At 30.1% G+C, this 16,174-nt stretch carries 18 protein-coding genes; 1 reads left to right on the top strand and 17 read right to left on the bottom strand.

The genetic code is table 11. The features are described from left to right. Positions 1 to 88 precede the first annotated feature (88 nt). On the bottom strand, positions 89 to 1,714 hold the full coding sequence (locus tag CHL78_RS03875) for a DAK2 domain-containing protein (RefSeq protein ID WP_094366502.1): 1,626 nt from the start codon (positions 1,712 to 1,714) through the stop codon (positions 89 to 91). Between the two features lie 15 nt (positions 1,715 to 1,729). Continuing rightward, the gene (locus tag CHL78_RS03870; protein ID WP_094366501.1) at positions 1,730 to 2,080 is read right to left on the bottom strand and encodes an Asp23/Gls24 family envelope stress response protein; all 351 of its coding nucleotides are present in this window, start codon (positions 2,078 to 2,080) and stop codon (positions 1,730 to 1,732) included. Between the two features lie 367 nt (positions 2,081 to 2,447). Between CHL78_RS03870 and rpmB the strand changes: the two genes are divergently transcribed. Beyond that, positions 2,448 to 2,636 carry a 50S ribosomal protein L28 gene (gene rpmB / locus CHL78_RS03865; RefSeq protein ID WP_094366500.1) on the top strand — a complete coding sequence of 63 codons (189 nt, stop codon included), beginning with the start codon at positions 2,448 to 2,450 and terminating at the stop codon, positions 2,634 to 2,636. 177 nt (positions 2,637 to 2,813) lie between these two features. Here the strand turns inward: rpmB and CHL78_RS03860 are convergent, their stop codons facing one another. The 15 genes from CHL78_RS03860 to priA all read right to left on the bottom strand — a co-directional run. Further along, on the bottom strand, positions 2,814 to 2,963 hold the full coding sequence (locus tag CHL78_RS03860; RefSeq protein ID WP_094366499.1) for a 2-oxoglutarate translocator: 150 nt from the start codon (positions 2,961 to 2,963) through the stop codon (positions 2,814 to 2,816). A gap of 182 nt (positions 2,964 to 3,145) precedes the next feature. Next, on the bottom strand, positions 3,146 to 3,688 hold the full coding sequence (locus tag CHL78_RS03855) for a flavodoxin domain-containing protein (RefSeq protein WP_094366498.1): 543 nt from the start codon (positions 3,686 to 3,688) through the stop codon (positions 3,146 to 3,148). A gap of 49 nt (positions 3,689 to 3,737) precedes the next feature. Continuing rightward, the gene (locus CHL78_RS03850) at positions 3,738 to 4,202 is read right to left on the bottom strand and encodes a VanZ family protein (RefSeq protein ID WP_158540628.1); all 465 of its coding nucleotides are present in this window, start codon (positions 4,200 to 4,202) and stop codon (positions 3,738 to 3,740) included. 130 nt (positions 4,203 to 4,332) lie between these two features. Then, the gene (locus tag CHL78_RS03845) at positions 4,333 to 4,974 is read right to left on the bottom strand and encodes a thiamine diphosphokinase (protein WP_094366496.1); all 642 of its coding nucleotides are present in this window, start codon (positions 4,972 to 4,974) and stop codon (positions 4,333 to 4,335) included. Between the two features lie 8 nt (positions 4,975 to 4,982). After that, on the bottom strand, positions 4,983 to 5,639 hold the full coding sequence (rpe, locus tag CHL78_RS03840; RefSeq protein ID WP_094366495.1) for a ribulose-phosphate 3-epimerase: 657 nt from the start codon (positions 5,637 to 5,639) through the stop codon (positions 4,983 to 4,985). 2 nt (positions 5,640 to 5,641) lie between these two features. Next, positions 5,642 to 6,523: a ribosome small subunit-dependent GTPase A gene (gene rsgA, locus CHL78_RS03835; protein ID WP_094366494.1), complete on the bottom strand. Its 882-nt coding sequence runs from the start codon at positions 6,521 to 6,523 to the stop codon at positions 5,642 to 5,644. A 214-nt stretch (positions 6,524 to 6,737) separates the two neighbouring features. Continuing rightward, on the bottom strand, positions 6,738 to 8,561 hold the full coding sequence (gene pknB, locus CHL78_RS03830) for a Stk1 family PASTA domain-containing Ser/Thr kinase (protein ID WP_094366493.1): 1,824 nt from the start codon (positions 8,559 to 8,561) through the stop codon (positions 6,738 to 6,740). A 17-nt stretch (positions 8,562 to 8,578) separates the two neighbouring features. Beyond that, positions 8,579 to 9,328: a Stp1/IreP family PP2C-type Ser/Thr phosphatase gene (locus CHL78_RS03825; RefSeq protein WP_094366492.1), complete on the bottom strand. Its 750-nt coding sequence runs from the start codon at positions 9,326 to 9,328 to the stop codon at positions 8,579 to 8,581. Between the two features lie 17 nt (positions 9,329 to 9,345). After that, the gene (gene rlmN, locus CHL78_RS03820; RefSeq protein WP_094366491.1) at positions 9,346 to 10,377 is read right to left on the bottom strand and encodes a 23S rRNA (adenine(2503)-C(2))-methyltransferase RlmN; all 1,032 of its coding nucleotides are present in this window, start codon (positions 10,375 to 10,377) and stop codon (positions 9,346 to 9,348) included. A gap of 7 nt (positions 10,378 to 10,384) precedes the next feature. Continuing rightward, a complete protein-coding gene (rsmB, locus tag CHL78_RS03815) occupies positions 10,385 to 11,710 on the bottom strand; it encodes a 16S rRNA (cytosine(967)-C(5))-methyltransferase RsmB (RefSeq protein WP_094366490.1) in 1,326 nt (441 codons plus the stop codon). Between the two features lie 71 nt (positions 11,711 to 11,781). After that, positions 11,782 to 12,480, bottom strand: coding sequence for a zinc metallopeptidase (locus CHL78_RS03810; protein WP_094366489.1), 699 nt, complete (start codon positions 12,478 to 12,480; stop codon positions 11,782 to 11,784). A 13-nt stretch (positions 12,481 to 12,493) separates the two neighbouring features. Continuing rightward, entirely contained in the window at positions 12,494 to 13,228 is a 735-nt protein-coding gene (locus CHL78_RS03805; RefSeq protein ID WP_330408573.1) for a DUF116 domain-containing protein, read from the bottom strand. Positions 13,229 to 13,238: 10 nt separating this feature from the next. Then, a complete protein-coding gene (gene fmt / locus CHL78_RS03800; RefSeq protein ID WP_094366487.1) occupies positions 13,239 to 14,168 on the bottom strand; it encodes a methionyl-tRNA formyltransferase in 930 nt (309 codons plus the stop codon). Between the two features lie 15 nt (positions 14,169 to 14,183). Then, positions 14,184 to 14,624, bottom strand: a complete 441-nt coding sequence (def, locus tag CHL78_RS03795) for a peptide deformylase (RefSeq protein ID WP_094366486.1) — start codon at positions 14,622 to 14,624, stop codon at positions 14,184 to 14,186. A gap of 20 nt (positions 14,625 to 14,644) precedes the next feature. Continuing rightward, positions 14,645 to 16,174, bottom strand: a 1,530-nt coding sequence (gene priA / locus CHL78_RS03790) for a replication restart helicase PriA (protein ID WP_116041212.1), incomplete at its 5' end; no start/stop codon positions are given.

The following is a 16,174-nucleotide window of genomic DNA, read 5'->3' as shown; positions in this document are numbered from 1 at the left end:
TTCAAATAAAGCTATGTAAGTTCATCATTTATTTAATCTAAAAAGCCCTATACAATCAGTAGCGTGATTATACAGGACTTTTAAAATCTTATTCAACTGAGATTAAATAATAATAAAGAGGCTGACCTCCATAATATAACTCAACGTCTATATCTTCAAACTTTTCTTCTAATGCGTCACGAAGTTCATTTGCTTGATCTTCTTTTACATCTTCTCCGTAGAATAAAGTTATTATTGCAGTATCTTCATCAACTAATTTTTCAATAAGATCAGTAGTTATTTCATCTACACTGTCTCCAGCAGACATTAACCTACTTTCTGCTATCCCTATCACATTACCTTCTTTAACATCAACATCATTCATAACTGTATCTCTTACTGCAAAAGTAACTTGACCAGATTTAACTAATGATAATGATTCCATCATAGCAGCTTCATTTTCTTCTACACTAGCATCACCATTAAAGTTTACTAAAGCAGAGAAACCTTGTGGTGTAGTTTTAGTAGGTATAACTACGATATTCTTTTCACTTAATTCTTTTGCTTGATTTGCAGCCATTATTATATTGCTATTATTAGGGAATATGAATATATTTCTTGCATGTATGCTTTCTATTGCATTCATAAAGTCTTCTGTGCTTGGGTTCATTGTTTGACCACCTTCTATTATGTGATCAACACCGAAGTCCCTAAATATTGTCGCTAAGCCTTCACCCATTGATGTCGCTATAAATCCGTATTCTTTTTCTTCTACAGAAGATGCTGTTTCGTAATTTGCATCTACTAATGTATTTTCATGTTGTAACTTCATATTTTCTATTTTTATTGTCAATAATTGTCCGTGCTTTAAAGCTTCTTGTAGTGCTTTCCCTGGATCATTAGTGTGAACATGTACTTTTATTACACCATCATCTCCAACTACTGCTAAACTATCTCCTAAAGGTAGCATTATATCTCTTATTTTAGTATCTTCTACAGTATTACTTTCTAATATAAATTCTGTACAATAGCAATATTTTATATCTTCAGTTGAAATATTGTTTCTAGAAACTTCTATTGTTTGTACTTCAGATGCATTAGAATCTTTTATTTCTATAGCATTTCCTTTTAATGCAGAGTACATTCCTTCATATATTAAAACTAGTCCTTTTCCACCTGAATCTACAACACCAGCTTCTTTTAAAGCTTTAAGTAGATTTGGAGTTCTTTTTAAAGATTCATTAGCTTCTTCTATAAGAAGTTCTAAGAATTTTAACATATCTTTTTCTTTTTTAGCAACTTTTATAGCATGTTCTCCACTTTCTCTAACTACAGTAAGTATAGTACCTTCTATCGGCTTTATTACAGCCTTGTATGCAGTATCAGATCCATTTTTAAATGCATGCGCTAAATCTTCAGTTGATAAATTTTCTTTACCTTCTATTGATTTTGCTATTCCTCTTATTATCTGAGATAAGATAACTCCAGAGTTTCCTCTTGCACCCATTAACGATCCTTTAGATAGTGCTTTACCTATATCTGTTATGTTATCATTACTTACCTTAGCTAATTCCTTCATAGCATAAGATATAGTAAGCGACATATTAGTTCCTGTGTCTCCATCTGGAACAGGGAATACATTTAGTTTGTCTACTAAATCTTTATGATTTTGAAGATTGTTTGCACCTGATACAAACATATCTCTTAAGTTTTTTCCGTCTATATACTGAATCATTTTATTCCTCCTAAATTACTTGACTCTAATTCCTTGTACATTAATATCTATTTTACTTACCTTTATTGCCGTCATGTTTTCAACAGTATATTTTACTCTATCAATTATATTGTTTGCAACTGTTGATATGTTTGTTCCGTATTGTATTATAACATAAAGCTCTATTGCTATGGTATTATCTTCTAGTTCTTCTACTTTAACACCTTTTGTAGCATTTTCACCTTTTAATAATTCTACTATACCCTTAGATTTATAAGCTAAACCTACTAATCCGTAACTTTCCATTGCAGCTTTATATGCTACTTGAGCTATTACTTGTCTATCTATTTCTATGTTTCCAAATTGATTACTTATTTTTGCACTCATGGTTGACCCCCTTAAGTTCATTTTTAATTTTATTTTTCTCAAAAATAATCTAAAACTTTCTTTTATTTTGTCCGTTTATAAAATTATAACTACTATAATACTATAAATGTGTTATAATTTAAACCTACCCAAATTTTTTTATGTAAAAATCATTGAAATTTGGACTTTATTAGAAGGAAATATTTAAGATTTCTTTTTTTAATATTTACTTTATATAGAATTATATATATAATTTTATAATATAACAAGAAATTGTTCAATACAGTAAGGCAAATATATATTTCTATTGCACGATTTTAATTTTTATGTTAATATAAATATGTTTTTAGTCTTTAAATAGTTATCATTTTAAGGAGGTGTACGGATAATGGCAAAGATATGTAGCGTATGTGGTAAAGGGAAGGTTGCTGGAAACCAAGTATCACACTCAAATAAACATAGCAGAAGAACATGGTCTGCAAACTTAAGAAACGTTAGAGCTATAGTAGATGGTACTCCTAAGAGAGTAAAAGTTTGTACTAGATGTTTACGTTCTGGGAAAGTTGAAAGAGCTTAATAAGTTTTCTTATTAATCAAAGCCTACTAATTAAAGTAGGCTTTTTTCTTTTGCTATTTTCCTTTTTTATTTCCACCCATAAATCTTAAAACTATATTAGAAATCCACTTTGGTAGTTTTATTGTTACCATCTTCATAATAAATCTCCCCCATTTTAATCATCATATAATTTAACTATTAATATAAAAATAATAATACCCCACACCCTACAAGAAGTAATGCCGTAAGAGCTGACCAAATCCAATTAGGTAGTATCATAGATAATATCAATGCTGCTCCTGTAGCCAAACATAAAATCCCTAGTAACCCCTTTGATTGATTTCGCATAAAACACCTCCTTTGGCATACCTCTATCTAGCATAGTATTCTCTTCATATACTTTAAATTTATGCAAATTAAATTATATTTAGACCTGTCCTATTTTTTTATATTGAAGTAATTTAAAATTTACAATTTATTTATATAAAAAAGACTGCAGTCATTTCTTTTACATAACTACAGTCTTTTCATTATATATTTTCATTTACACAGATTATAACTTTTTCTATAGATTTCTTATCACAAAAGTCAATCGGAGCGTTAAATGCCTCTAGCATACCTTTACCATCTTCGTCTAACTCATCTTTTTTTGACTTCAAATCGATTTTTAAAATACTCATCATTGCTTTATCGCCTATACTTAGTTCTCTATAATTAAAGGATCCTCTTAAATAAAATAGTTTTATGTTATTTCCTATCTCTTCGTCGAAATTTTTTTCCATAATAGAATTTAATAGCTTATCCTTTTCATGTGATAATCCAACCGCAAATACTATTATTTCTTTTTCCTTTATCATGTCATAATTCTTAATAATTAAATCTACCCCTTTAATTTTCCCTGCATGAAGTGAGCCCCCGAATATAATAACATCGTAATCTTTTAAATCTTTACCTCGTATATCTGATATCTCATACAAATCTGCATCTAGCTTAAGAGCTATCCACCCAGCGTACTTTTTCGTACTGCCATATTTACTTTTATAAATAACAGCTATAGACTTATTATTATCCATTATAATACCATCCCCTATATTTTTTTATACTTATAAATATATGACTAAACTACAAATTTACCTTCTTTACTTTCTTATAAATTGTATATATTAAAATTATTCCAAGTATTATACCTATCATATCTATTCCTACATCCTTAATAGAAGCACTTCTACCTGGTACAAAATACTGATGATATTCATCTGACATTGCATATAAAGTAGATATTATAAAAGAGTACCATATTGATTTATTTATAGATTTTTTTATCTCGTAGCTTGCCATAAATACAAGCACTGCAAGTATTAAATAAGACATTATATGAGCAGATTTCCTCACTAACCTTATGTATCTTATATCGGTCATTTTGCTATTTTTCTTATCAGCCAAGGAAGTCTTTCCTACCACTTCAACTGCTTTTATTACTCTATCAGAAGACAATTTTGATTCTTTACCATTTTTATCTGAGTAATTATATATCACTCCCATCCAAAGCAAAACTATAGCAATTAAAATTATCGTTTTTTTATTCAAGCCATCCCCTCCTAACATCTGTTTTCTATTTATAATACATTTTATTCTGCTTTTTTTCAAATTAATAAAATCAAATTAAAAAGAGCTAACTGTAGTAAGTTAGCCCTTTTTAATTTAGTATTGTTATTCATTATATATTTCTTATTATAAGTAAAGTACCACTATCTACTTTTATCTTACACTCTCGCTCTAGCATTATATTTGATATTCCAATTGGAACAGAATACTTCATATGGTAATCCTCAAGCGGATATTCTAAGTTTTTTAGAGTTACTCCGTATGCATCTCCCTTTACAGGGATAACAGATATTGTATCTCCAACTTGTCCTCTTAAAGATATTTCTTCATCTATAGCTATGTAAATTTCTTCCTTATCTGTAAGTATTCTAGGAGTAATATTTTGTTCTTTGACGTAATAAAGTAGGTTAATATTTGCAATCATATGGTCAACTCTTCCACCTAATCCCCCTATAAAATCTATTTGATTGGCTTTTAAAGTGGTTGCTAGGTAGATACATAGCTCAGCATCAGTTTCATTCTTTTTTGCCGGAAATTGCTTAAAATCAACATCATTAGTTTTATAATAGTCTACAACACCACTATGTACTGAATCTAAATCTCCAAGTATATAATTCGGTATTATATCCATCTTATAACTATGATTTGCTCCACCATCTGCGCATATTATGTAATCATAATTTTCATTATTTATAATAGATTTTGTAGTTTCATAATTTTCTATCTCACCATTTAAAATAATACAAATCTTCATATTATATCCTATAAATTAGAATTATTTCTAAATAACTCTACTGTAGTAGGAATATCATCACTATTAAATATAGCAGAACCTGCTACTATTACATTCGCACCTGCTTTTACTACTTCAGCTACATTATCAGGTTTTATACCACCATCAACTTGAATATCTACAGTTAAATCATTTTTATCAATAAACTCTTTTAGTTCTTTTATTTTAGGTATCATACTTTCTATAAAAGATTGACCTCCAAAACCTGGATTTACAGTCATTATAAGTACCATATCTAAATCTTGAATCACGTGCTTTATTGTTTCTATTGGAGTTGCCGGATTTAAAGAAACCCCAGCCTTTATTCCATAAGATTTTATATTTTGTATAGTTCTGTGTAAGTGCTTACATGCTTCTTGGTGAACTACTATTATATCGCAACCTGCATCTACAAAATCCTTTATATAATTATTAGGATTTTCTATCATAAGATGTGCATCAAATACCATATTCACATCTTTTCTCAAGCTTTTTACAATTCCAGGTCCTAGTGTAATATTTGGAACAAAATGTCCATCCATCACATCTATGTGTAAATACTCACACCCTGCACTTTCTACTTTCTTTACATCCTCTAATAATCTTGCAAAATCTGCTGATAATATAGATGGTGCTAATTTAATCATCCTTAGTATCTCCTTTTCCCTTGTCTTATTTCTCTTAGCAGTTGTATATAGCTATCATATCTCTCTTTAGATATTTCTCCACTTTCTACAGCTTCCTTTACAGAGCAACTTGGTTCATTTTCATGAATACATCTTGATCCAAATTTACAATCGTCAAAATCCTCAAACTCTATAAAGTATTCTTTAAGCTCAGTTTCTTGTATATCATCAAGAGTTAATGAACTAAATCCTGGAGTATCCGCAACCATTCCCCCACACTCTAATTTTAATAGTTCTGCATGACGTGTAGTATGCTTACCTCTTTTTATTTTTTCACTTACTTCACCAGTTTGAAGTTCAAATTTTGAATCTATTTCATTTAATAAACTTGACTTTCCAACTCCAGATGGACCAGCAAAAACTACTACATTTTCTCTTAGTTCATCTTTTATTCTATCTATATTTAACTTAGTCTTATTACTTACTGGAATTACTTTATATCCAGTAGATTCATAAATTCTCTTTAATTCTTCTAAATTATCCTCTTCATCTAGGTCAGCTTTAGTGAATATTATTACTATTTCTAAGTTTTCTTTTTCCGCTAATACTATAAATCTATCTAATAGAGATAAATTAGGGTTTGGATTTTTTATAGCAAATACTATTAAAGCCTTATCTACATTTGCTATAGGTGGTCTTATAAGCTCTGTATCCCTTTTATCTATCTCTTCTACTACACCCTTTTTAGTTTCTTCATCAACTACACTTATACTTACTCTATCTCCAACTAAAGGAGTAACTTTTTGTTTTCTAAATATACCTCTAGCTCTACATTCATAAAGTCCATTTTCTGTATCTACGTAGTAAAATCCCCCAATTCCTTTTATGATCTTTCCATTTAACATTAAATTCCTCCTCTGAAATTTTACTCAATATAAATATTGTATCCTATTTTAATATAATATCATAATAATTTCATTATTAATTAAAAATTTCATTTTATTACATTGTTATATTTTATGCATATCTCACAAAAAAAGAAGCCCAACTGATTAAACTGTTGGGCTTTTCTTTTTATTTAATTTATTTTTATATAATATTTTAAGTATGCGTTACACCTTAATTTGTTTCCGTTTGATCTACCTGTGGTACTTGATCTTGTGGTGGTGCTGGAGTATCCGTTGGTGGTACTGGAGTATCCGTTGGTGGCGCTGGATCTACAGGTTGCTCCGGAGTATTTGTCGGCGGATTTGTTGTTCCTCCTCCTCCTCCACCTGTTCCTGGATTAGTTGTACTTCCACCTTGGTTATTATTTTGAGGTGGATTTGTTGTTGTATCAGACTTATCGTCCTCTTTTGGTTCTTCTTTTTGCTCTTCTTTCTTCGGTCCTTTACTTATAACAACATCTATCTTATCTCCCTCTTCAACACTTCCGTTTCCTGAAGTTGGACTTTGTAATAATACTACTCCAGCTTTGTATATCTCATTATACTCTTGCTTTACATTTCCTAGCTCAAGCTTATTTTCCTTTAAGATATTTTCTGCTTCTTCCAAAGTGTATCCTACTATACTTGGTATAGCAGCTTTCTTAGCGCCTTTACTAATTACTACGCTTATTGTATCACCTTTAACCATTGCAGTACCTGATGCTGGCATTTGAGATATTATGCTATCTTTTGGAATATCTGCATTATATTCATCTCTTCTTATATCCAGCTTTAGTCCTAGTCTCTCAAGCTCTTTTTGTGCCTCATCTAGAGTCATTTCTTCTAGACTTGGAGCTACTAAATCTCCTGCATTTTGAGTTTTCCCTGAAATCAATTTAAGTGCGACAAATACTTGAGTCGCTAATACTAAACATAATATAATCGCTGCTATTTTAAGCCTCTTCTTAGTTTTAGGGCTATCTTCTTTTTTCATTTTTTTCTTCTTGCTCTTATTTTTAGTTTTTTCTTTATTCTTCTTTAATCTTGATGGTTTTTCATCATCTTCAAAGCCATCATCTTCATCAGGCTCATCATTTAATTCAACTACAGGTGTAGGAGTTATAGCTTTATTTAACTCAGCTCCATCAATCTTTTTTGTAGCATAGTTATCATATTCTTTTATAAAATCAAGATCAATATTTTTCTCTATATATTCAATATCTTCTATTAGCTCTTCCGCACTTTGATATCTATCTGCACTTGATTTTTCTGTTAACTTCTTTATTATAGTTCTTACACTTTGAGGTATACTTACTCTCTCTTCAGAAGTAAATTCTATCTCATCATTTATATGTTGTAGAGCTATTGATATAGGACTGTCACCTTTAAAAGGTACCTTGCCTGTAAGCATTTCATATAAAACTATGCCTAACGAGTAAAGGTCCGCATTGTTAGTTACATATTTCCCTTTAGCTTGCTCTGGTGAAAAATAATGCACGGAACCTATTATGCTTCCTATATTTGTCATTGTAGAGTTTGATACCGCTTTAGCTATACCAAAATCAGCAACTTTTACAACTCTTCCTTCTTTAGAAATAAGAATATTATGAGGCTTTATATCTCTATGTATAATACCTTTTTTGTGAGCTGCACTAAGTGCCATAGCAATTTGCTTAGTTATATCAAGAGCTGTATACTCATCTAAAGTTCCTTCATCCTTTATTATTTCCTTTAGATTTTGCCCATCTACAAACTCCATTACTATATAATGGACCTTTCCATCTTCCCCAACATCATAAACATTTACTATATTAGGATGAGAAAGACTTGCAACCGCCTCAGCCTCTCTTTTAAATTTACCTAAAAATTCATCATCATCAACAAACTCGGGTCTAAGAACCTTTAATGCAACAGTTCTGCTTAATAACTTGTCCTTGGCTTCGTAAACAAAAGCCATTCCTCCATCACCAATTTTTCTGATGATTTCATACCTATTACCTAAAATAGTCTCTCCCACATTATCACCATCCTACATTATGCTTTTATTAATATGACCGATACATTATCTTTTCCTGAAACCTCATTAGCCATATTTATTAACTCTTCACTAATTTCATCTATATTTTTATCTTTTGATATTATCTTTTTTACTTCGTCATCTTCTACAAATCCTGTAAGTCCATCAGTAGCAAGAAGAATCATATCCTCAGGTTCTATACTACATTTAAATATATCCACTATTACCATTTCATCAGTACCCATAGCTCTAGTTATGTGATTCCTACGAGGATGTGTCTTGGCCTCACGTTCAGTAATCACATTTGCTCTTACAAGCTCTTCTACTATAGAATGATCTACTGTTATTTTATCAAATTTTTTACCATGTGACAAATAACACCTACTATCCCCAACATTAGCAACATACAAATTATTTTTGTAAATAACTGCAGTTACTAAAGTAGTTCCCATACCTTCACATTCTATGTTATCTACTGATTTTTTATGTATAATAGAATTTACACTATTATACGCTTGTTTTAGTATATCATCAATATAATCTATCTTTACATTTTCATGTTGTATTAGGTTTTCTTTTAAAAAACAGATTATATTTTCTACTGCTAATTTACTAGCTACTTCACCTTTTTTATGACCACCCATACCATCAGCTATTGCAAAAACTCCAACGGTATTTTTCTCTTCAATTTCTATTATTTCCCCGCCACAATAATCTTCATTATTTGTTCTTACTTTTCCAATATGGGAGGCACAACTATAGATCATACGACTTCCCCCTTAAGCTACTTATGTTTTCTTCTTAATTGTCCACAAGCCCCACCAATGTCAGAGCCCATAGAAATCCTAACTGTAGCTGGTATATTATTTTTTTCTAAAACATCTCTAAACTTATAAATATAAGACTTATCTGGTCTCTCAAAATCTCTTTCTTCAACGTTATTTATAGGTATTAAGTTAACATGACATAGTATTCCTTTTACAAGCTTACATATAGCCTCTGCATCTTTTTCTGAGTCATTAACTCCCTTTATAAGCGAGTATTCAAATGTAACTCTCCTGTTAGTCTTTTTGATATAATATTTACAAGCATCAATTATATCTTTAACAGGATATGCCTTAGCTACAGGCATTATTTCTTGCCTCTTATCATCATAAGGTGAATGTAGAGATAAAGCTAAGTTTATAGGTATCTCTAAATCGGCTAGTTCACGCATCTTAGGAGCTATACCACAAGTTGATAAAGTTATATGTCTATAACCAATATTTAACCCATTTTTATCGTTAACAAGCTTTAAGAATTTCTTAGTGTTTTCAAAGTTGTCAAGTGGTTCTCCACTTCCCATTAGAACTAGGTTTGATACTCTCTTACCTGTATCTTCCTGTATCTTAATAATTTGGTCTAATATCTCCCATGGTTCTAAATTTCTAAGTAAACCATCTATAGTAGACGCACAGAATTTACATCCCATTCTACATCCAACCTGATTAGAAATACATACTGTAACACGACTTTCATAATCCATCATTACAGTTTCTATAATATTTTCATCATTTAATAAAAATAAATATTTTTTAGTTCCATCTTTCTTAGATTCTAACTTTAATTCTATTTCTAAATTTCCAATATAAGAAACTTCATCAAGTTTATCTCTTAAGCTTTTAGGAATATTATTCATATCATCAAAGCTTTTAGCACCTTTATATATCCAAGAATATATTTGACTTCCTCTAAAGGACTTTTCTCCTATAGTCTTCATAAACTCTTTTAATTCTTCTTCTGTAAAGTTTTTTAATGCTACTTTATTCTGATTCATATTATCACTACCTTACTCTTTTAAATTTTGCTATAAAGAAGCCATCCATGCCATGTATATTAGGGTATATTTTTAGATATCCCTTATCTTGATTATCTAAATCTACATTTACAGCATCTATAGGAACTAGTTCAAAATTATCATTTTCCTCAAGGAAATTGTTAACTACATCTATATTTTCAGCGTCTTGTATAGTACATGTACTATATACCAAGTTTCCTCCACATCTAACATATTTAGAGGCATTGTTTAATATTACCTTTTGTAATTCTGGTAATCCCTTAAGTTCTGCTTTTTCCTTATACTTGATTTCTGGTTTTCTTCTTATTATTCCAAGACCTGAACAAGGTACATCCGCTAATACATAATCAAACCTTTCTATACTATCTTTATCAATTACCGATGCATCACTACATTCTGCTTCAATATTAGTTAATCCTAATCTATTAGCTGTACTATTTATAAGCTTTATTTTATGCTCAAATATATCTCTAGATACTACCTTACCAGTATTTTTCATAATAGTTGCTAAGTGAGTACTCTTTCCTCCCGGAGCACTACATACATCTAATACAAGTGAGTCTTCTTTTGGATTTAGTACCTTTCCTACAATCATAGAACTTATATCTTGTATTGTGAATAATCCTTCTTTGAATAACTTATTATTTTCTATGTTCTTAAGGTTCTCAACTCTTATTGCTTCTTCAATCGTAGCTACTTTATAACATTTTATATTCATCTCATTTAATCTATTAATAAGCTCATCTCTAGTAATTTTTAAAGTATTAGTTCTTAGATATAAACTAGGCTTTTCATTGTTAGCTTCTAATAAATCTTCAGTAAATTCTATACCAAAACTGTTAATCCAATTTTTCATCATCCACGGCTTATAAGAATACTTAGTAGATAGATACATAATTTTATCGTCTATATCTACATTAGATATAGTTTCTTTTTGTCTTATTACATTTCTCAAAATTGCATTTACAAATCCTGATGATTTCTTATCAAATTTCTTTACTAAATTTACAGTTTCATTTACTGCTGCATAATCAGACACACTATCTAACATTATTATCTGATAAATTCCCATCCTTATCAATATTTTAACATGAATCTCCATTTTTTGTGACTTTATCTTTGAAAGTTTGTCCATAATATAATCTAAATAATATTTATTTTCTACTACACCATAAATTAATTCTGTTGCAAAACCTCTATCTTGGTCACTAATATCTAGATTTTTAAAATATTTATTTATTGCCATATTCGAATAATTATTGTTTTTTTCTATGTCACTCAGCACATTATATGCTATTTCTCTTGAATTCATCAAATATTCTCCTTATAATTTTATTTTTCATTTACATAGAAAAAGTCCTAGAAATACTAGGACAATCTCCTTTAATCATTATTTCTTTGTGCTATAGCTACTAGTCTCAAAAGTTGAAGTACTGATGTTAATGCTGCTGCAACATAAGTAAGTGCTGCTGCAGTAAGCACCTTCCTACTTTGACCAACTTCTTTCCCCTCAAGAATTCCCAAGTTTCCAAGCTGAACTACAGCTCTACTTGAAGCGTTAAATTCAACTGGAAGTGTAATAATTTGGAATAATACAGATGCTGAGAATAGTAATATTCCTATTTGTAAAAAAGGTCCTCTTGTAAAGAAAAATCCTAATGCTATTAAAAACCAAGATATATTAGATGCAAAGTTTACTACTGGAACTAAACTACTTCTTATACTTAAGGGTGCATACCCTTTTGCATGCTGTATTGCATGACCGCATTCGTGCGCAGCTACTGCAACTGAAGTTATAGATGTTCCATAATATACATCTTGTGATAATCTAACTGTATTGCTTCTCGGATCATAATGATCACTAAGTCTTCCTCTTACCATTTCTATGTTAACATTATATAAGCCATTTGAATCTAATATCGATCTAGCTGTTCTCTCTCCAGTATATCCTCTTTGAGAATTTACTTTTAGATATCTACTAGTAGTAGAACTTACTTTAAATTGAGCATACATTGTAAATATTATCGCCGGTATCAATATATAAATTGTCGGATCAAACATCATGCCATAATATGGATACATATAAAACACACTCCTATTTTTTAGATGTAAAGAAATTTATCGCTTCTTCAACTTCTTTAATATCAATACTTGTATCTACACAAGGTCCATTAGGTCTCTTATTAAATACACCTAATACTGGAATTTTACTAGTATCTTGGACTCCAGCCGTCAAATCTCTTTCGCAAGCTACAGCTATAACAGCTTTCGGTCTGTTGTCCATTATAATTTTTCTAGCTAGAGTTCCTCCTGTAGCTACAAATATATTAACATTAGCTTTCTCTTTTAACTGGACTAAATCTCCTATGTTACACAAACCACATTGTTTACAGTTTGTTATTTCATTAGTTACTTTTAACTTGCAACTATTTTTTTGTACACAATGAGGTATAAGAATTAGTATGTCCTCAGAGTTTAGATTATACTTCTTGCTATATATATATTTATTATTTAACTTTATAAATATTATTCTTATTTCATTTTTAGATATTCCTATTAATGATGCTACATAAGTCACTATAGGAAATAATATACTTACTATCTTAAAATTAATACTCATTAATTTCGAACTAACTTCTTTATCCTTAATGACCCTATAAGTAATTACCGTTGAAAATACTATTGTAAGTATTATTAAAAAGGTTATAACATTTACTAGTGTTGAAAATACTTGAGTTAAATTTGCTATAAAAACATTAACTACTCCTAGTAAAACTGTTAGTATTCCAAGTAAAATCCCTATAGTAGTTAAATATCTTTTAGCTTCCATAATAATTCACCTAACCTAATACTAAATCAGCTTCTATACTATTTCCTTTTATATATTCTCCAACTTGTACTCTTTTCTTACCTGGCATTTGTATGTCTTCAATTAAAAGTACATTGTCACAGGTGCTTACTCTAATACCCTCTTTATCTACTCTAATTATTGTACCAGGTGTTTTATTAGATTTTTCATTTAATACTTTAGTCTTCCAAATTTTCATTGTATCATTGTTGTAAGTTGTGTAAGCACTTGGCCATGGGTTAACACCTCTTACTAAGTTATGTATCTCAGTAGCACTCTTACTCCAATCAACATTTCCTAATGACTTATTCATCATTGGAGCATATGAAAACTCATCATGATTTTGAGGTATTCTAGGAGCACACCCTTTTTCTATTAGATCTAGAGTTTCTTTTAGTGTTTCAGCCCCAATTTCTTTCATCTTATCATGAAGCTCACCTGCAGTTATTTCATTATCTAAATCAAATTCAGATATTAAAATCATGTCTCCAGTATCTAAACCTTCATCCATATACATAGTTGTTACACCAGTTTTTTCTTCGCCATTTATTATAACCCAATTTATAGGAGCTGCCCCTCTATACTTCGGAAGTAAAGATACATGAACATTTATACATCCAAACTTAGGTATATCTAACAATGCCTTTGGTAGTATTTGTCCAAATGCCACAACTACTATTACATCTGGATTTAAAGCTCTCATCTCTTCTATAAAAGCTTCATCTCTTGCTTTTAATGGTTGGTATACTGGTATGTCGTATTTTAATGCAAGCTCCTTTACAGGAGGCATTCCCATTTTCTTACCTCTACCTACTGGCTTATCAGGTTGAGTTACAACTCCAATAAGTTCATGTTTTTCATCTATTATTTTTTGTAAACATCCAACTGCAATGTCTGGCGTTCCCATAAAGACTATCTTCAATTAAATCAGCTCCTATTACTTTTCTATTTTGTCAACAAATAATACACCATCTAAGTGGTCTATCTCATGGCAGAATGCTCTAGCTAATAGCTCTTCACCTTCTATTTCTATTATCTGCCCTTTTCTATTTAATGCTCTTACTTTTACTACATAAGGTCTTCTTACTTCTCCAGATTCACCTACAACACTTAGGCAACCCTCTTCATCTATTTGTTCTCCAGATGTTTTTATTATTTCTGGGTTTATTAACTCTATTATTCCATCACCGATATCTATAACTACTACTCTCTTTAGTATTCCTACTTGAGGTGCTGCAAGACCCACACCATCTGCTTCATACATAGTATCTGCCATATCTTCTAATAATTGAATTATTTTTTCATCTATTACTTCAACCTTTTTAGATTTCTTTCTTAATACAGGCTCTCCTATTTGAACTATATTTCTTAATGCCATTTTTATTATTCCTCCTAAATTTATAATACGCTATTCGGGTTAATATCTATTGATACGTTTATATCTTTACTAAACACCGTATCTCTTTTCGTAATACATATATATTTTATTATACCCTTTAATAAATTAATTTCAATATTATCATCTTTAAATAATATTTGCCATCTATAATTCTGATTTATTTTTGATATAGAGCAAGGATTTGGACCTAATATAAAGTCAAAATTATTTATACCCCTATTATCTAGTAAATAAATCATAGATTTATACATATTCCTTGCATTTTGCTCTACTAACCTTTCATTACTTCCACTTATTACTACACTAACCATATTATTAAAAGGTGCATATCCAAATGCTTTTCTTATTTTTATTTCATCCTCATAAAAACCTTCAAAATCATAATTTATAGCTCTTCTAATCGCATAATGATCAGTATCATAAGTCTGAAGTACAACATGACCTTCCTTATCAGACCTTCCAGCTCTACCAGCCACCTGAGTTACCAACTGGAATGTAGTTTCAAAACTTTTAAAATCAGGAAAATTTAATATCATATCTGCTGATAATATTCCAACTAATGTAACATTATCAAAGTCAAGACCCTTACTAAGCATCTGAGTCCCAATTAAGATTTCAGCTTCTCCATTTTTAAATTTATTTAATATTTCTTCTAAGGATCCTTTTTTAGAAGTCGTATCCTTATCCATCCTAAGCACTCTCATATCAGGAAATATACTTTTTAACTCTTCTTCTATTTTTTGTGTACCTACTCCAAAAGGTTTGACATAGTGGCTACTACATTCAGGACATTCATTTGGTATCTCTTTTTCATATCCACAATAATGGCAGCGACCTATATTTTTTCCCTTGTGGTATGTTAAAGAGATGTCACAATTCTCACATTGAAAAACATATCCGCATTTTCTACAAGATACAAAGTTTGCATAACCTCTTCTATTTAAAAACAATATAACTTGATTATTGCTTTTTACAGCTTCTTGTATTTGTATTTGCAATCTATTACTAAATATACTCTTATTTCCATTATTTAATTCATTTTTCATATCAACTACTTCTATCTTAGGCAGCGGATTATTATTTGCTCTTTTTTTAATATTTATTAGGTTATATTCTCCATTTTCAGCTTTATAGTATTCTTCTATAGAAGGTGTCGCTGATCCTAATACTAAAGATACATTGTTTTTTATCGCTAAAAACCTAGCTACTTCTATAGCGCTAAATTTAGGATTTTTTTCTGATTTATAAGCACTTTCATGAAATTCATCAATAATTATAACTCCTAAGCTACTAAAAGGTGCAAACAAGGCTGATCTTGCCCCTATTAATATTCTTATTCGACCTTCTTTTATTGCTTTATATACGTCATGCTTTTGACCTTCTGAAAGCTGACTATGAAATACACCTACTATATCTCCAAATCTACTTTTAAATCTTGCTATTGTTTGTGGGGTCAACGCAATCTCAGGTACTAAAACTATACTATCTAAACCTTGTTTTAGAGCATAATCTATTATCTCCATATATAC

Origin of the sequence: Romboutsia weinsteinii (assembly GCF_002250835.2) — a bacterium.
GTDB lineage: Bacteria > Bacillota > Clostridia > Peptostreptococcales > Peptostreptococcaceae > Romboutsia_A > Romboutsia_A weinsteinii.
This window is presented reverse-complemented; position numbering and strand designations above follow the sequence as displayed.

What these genes read in the sequence shown, in the direction of transcription:
- CHL78_RS03875 (WP_094366502.1), bottom strand. Translation starts at nt 1,714, where the DNA reads ATGATTCAGTATATAGACGGAAAAAACTTAAGAGATATGTTTGTATCA.
- CHL78_RS03870 (WP_094366501.1), bottom strand. Translation starts at nt 2,080, where the DNA reads ATGAGTGCAAAAATAAGTAATCAATTTGGAAACATAGAAATAGATAGA.
- rpmB (WP_094366500.1), top strand. Translation starts at nt 2,448, where the DNA reads ATGGCAAAGATATGTAGCGTATGTGGTAAAGGGAAGGTTGCTGGAAAC.
- CHL78_RS03860 (WP_094366499.1), bottom strand. Translation starts at nt 2,963, where the DNA reads ATGCGAAATCAATCAAAGGGGTTACTAGGGATTTTATGTTTGGCTACA.
- CHL78_RS03855 (WP_094366498.1), bottom strand. Translation starts at nt 3,688, where the DNA reads ATGGATAATAATAAGTCTATAGCTGTTATTTATAAAAGTAAATATGGC.
- CHL78_RS03845 (WP_094366496.1), bottom strand. Translation starts at nt 4,974, where the DNA reads ATGAAGATTTGTATTATTTTAAATGGTGAGATAGAAAATTATGAAACT.
- rpe (WP_094366495.1), bottom strand. Translation starts at nt 5,639, where the DNA reads ATGATTAAATTAGCACCATCTATATTATCAGCAGATTTTGCAAGATTA.
- rsgA (WP_094366494.1), bottom strand. Translation starts at nt 6,523, where the DNA reads ATGTTAAATGGAAAGATCATAAAAGGAATTGGGGGATTTTACTACGTA.
- CHL78_RS03825 (WP_094366492.1), bottom strand. Translation starts at nt 9,328, where the DNA reads ATGATCTATAGTTGTGCCTCCCATATTGGAAAAGTAAGAACAAATAAT.
- rlmN (WP_094366491.1), bottom strand. Translation starts at nt 10,377, where the DNA reads ATGAATCAGAATAAAGTAGCATTAAAAAACTTTACAGAAGAAGAATTA.
- rsmB (WP_094366490.1), bottom strand. Translation starts at nt 11,710, where the DNA reads ATGAATTCAAGAGAAATAGCATATAATGTGCTGAGTGACATAGAAAAA.
- CHL78_RS03810 (WP_094366489.1), bottom strand. Translation starts at nt 12,480, where the DNA reads ATGTATCCATATTATGGCATGATGTTTGATCCGACAATTTATATATTG.
- CHL78_RS03805 (WP_330408573.1), bottom strand. Translation starts at nt 13,228, where the DNA reads ATGGAAGCTAAAAGATATTTAACTACTATAGGGATTTTACTTGGAATA.
- def (WP_094366486.1), bottom strand. Translation starts at nt 14,624, where the DNA reads ATGGCATTAAGAAATATAGTTCAAATAGGAGAGCCTGTATTAAGAAAG.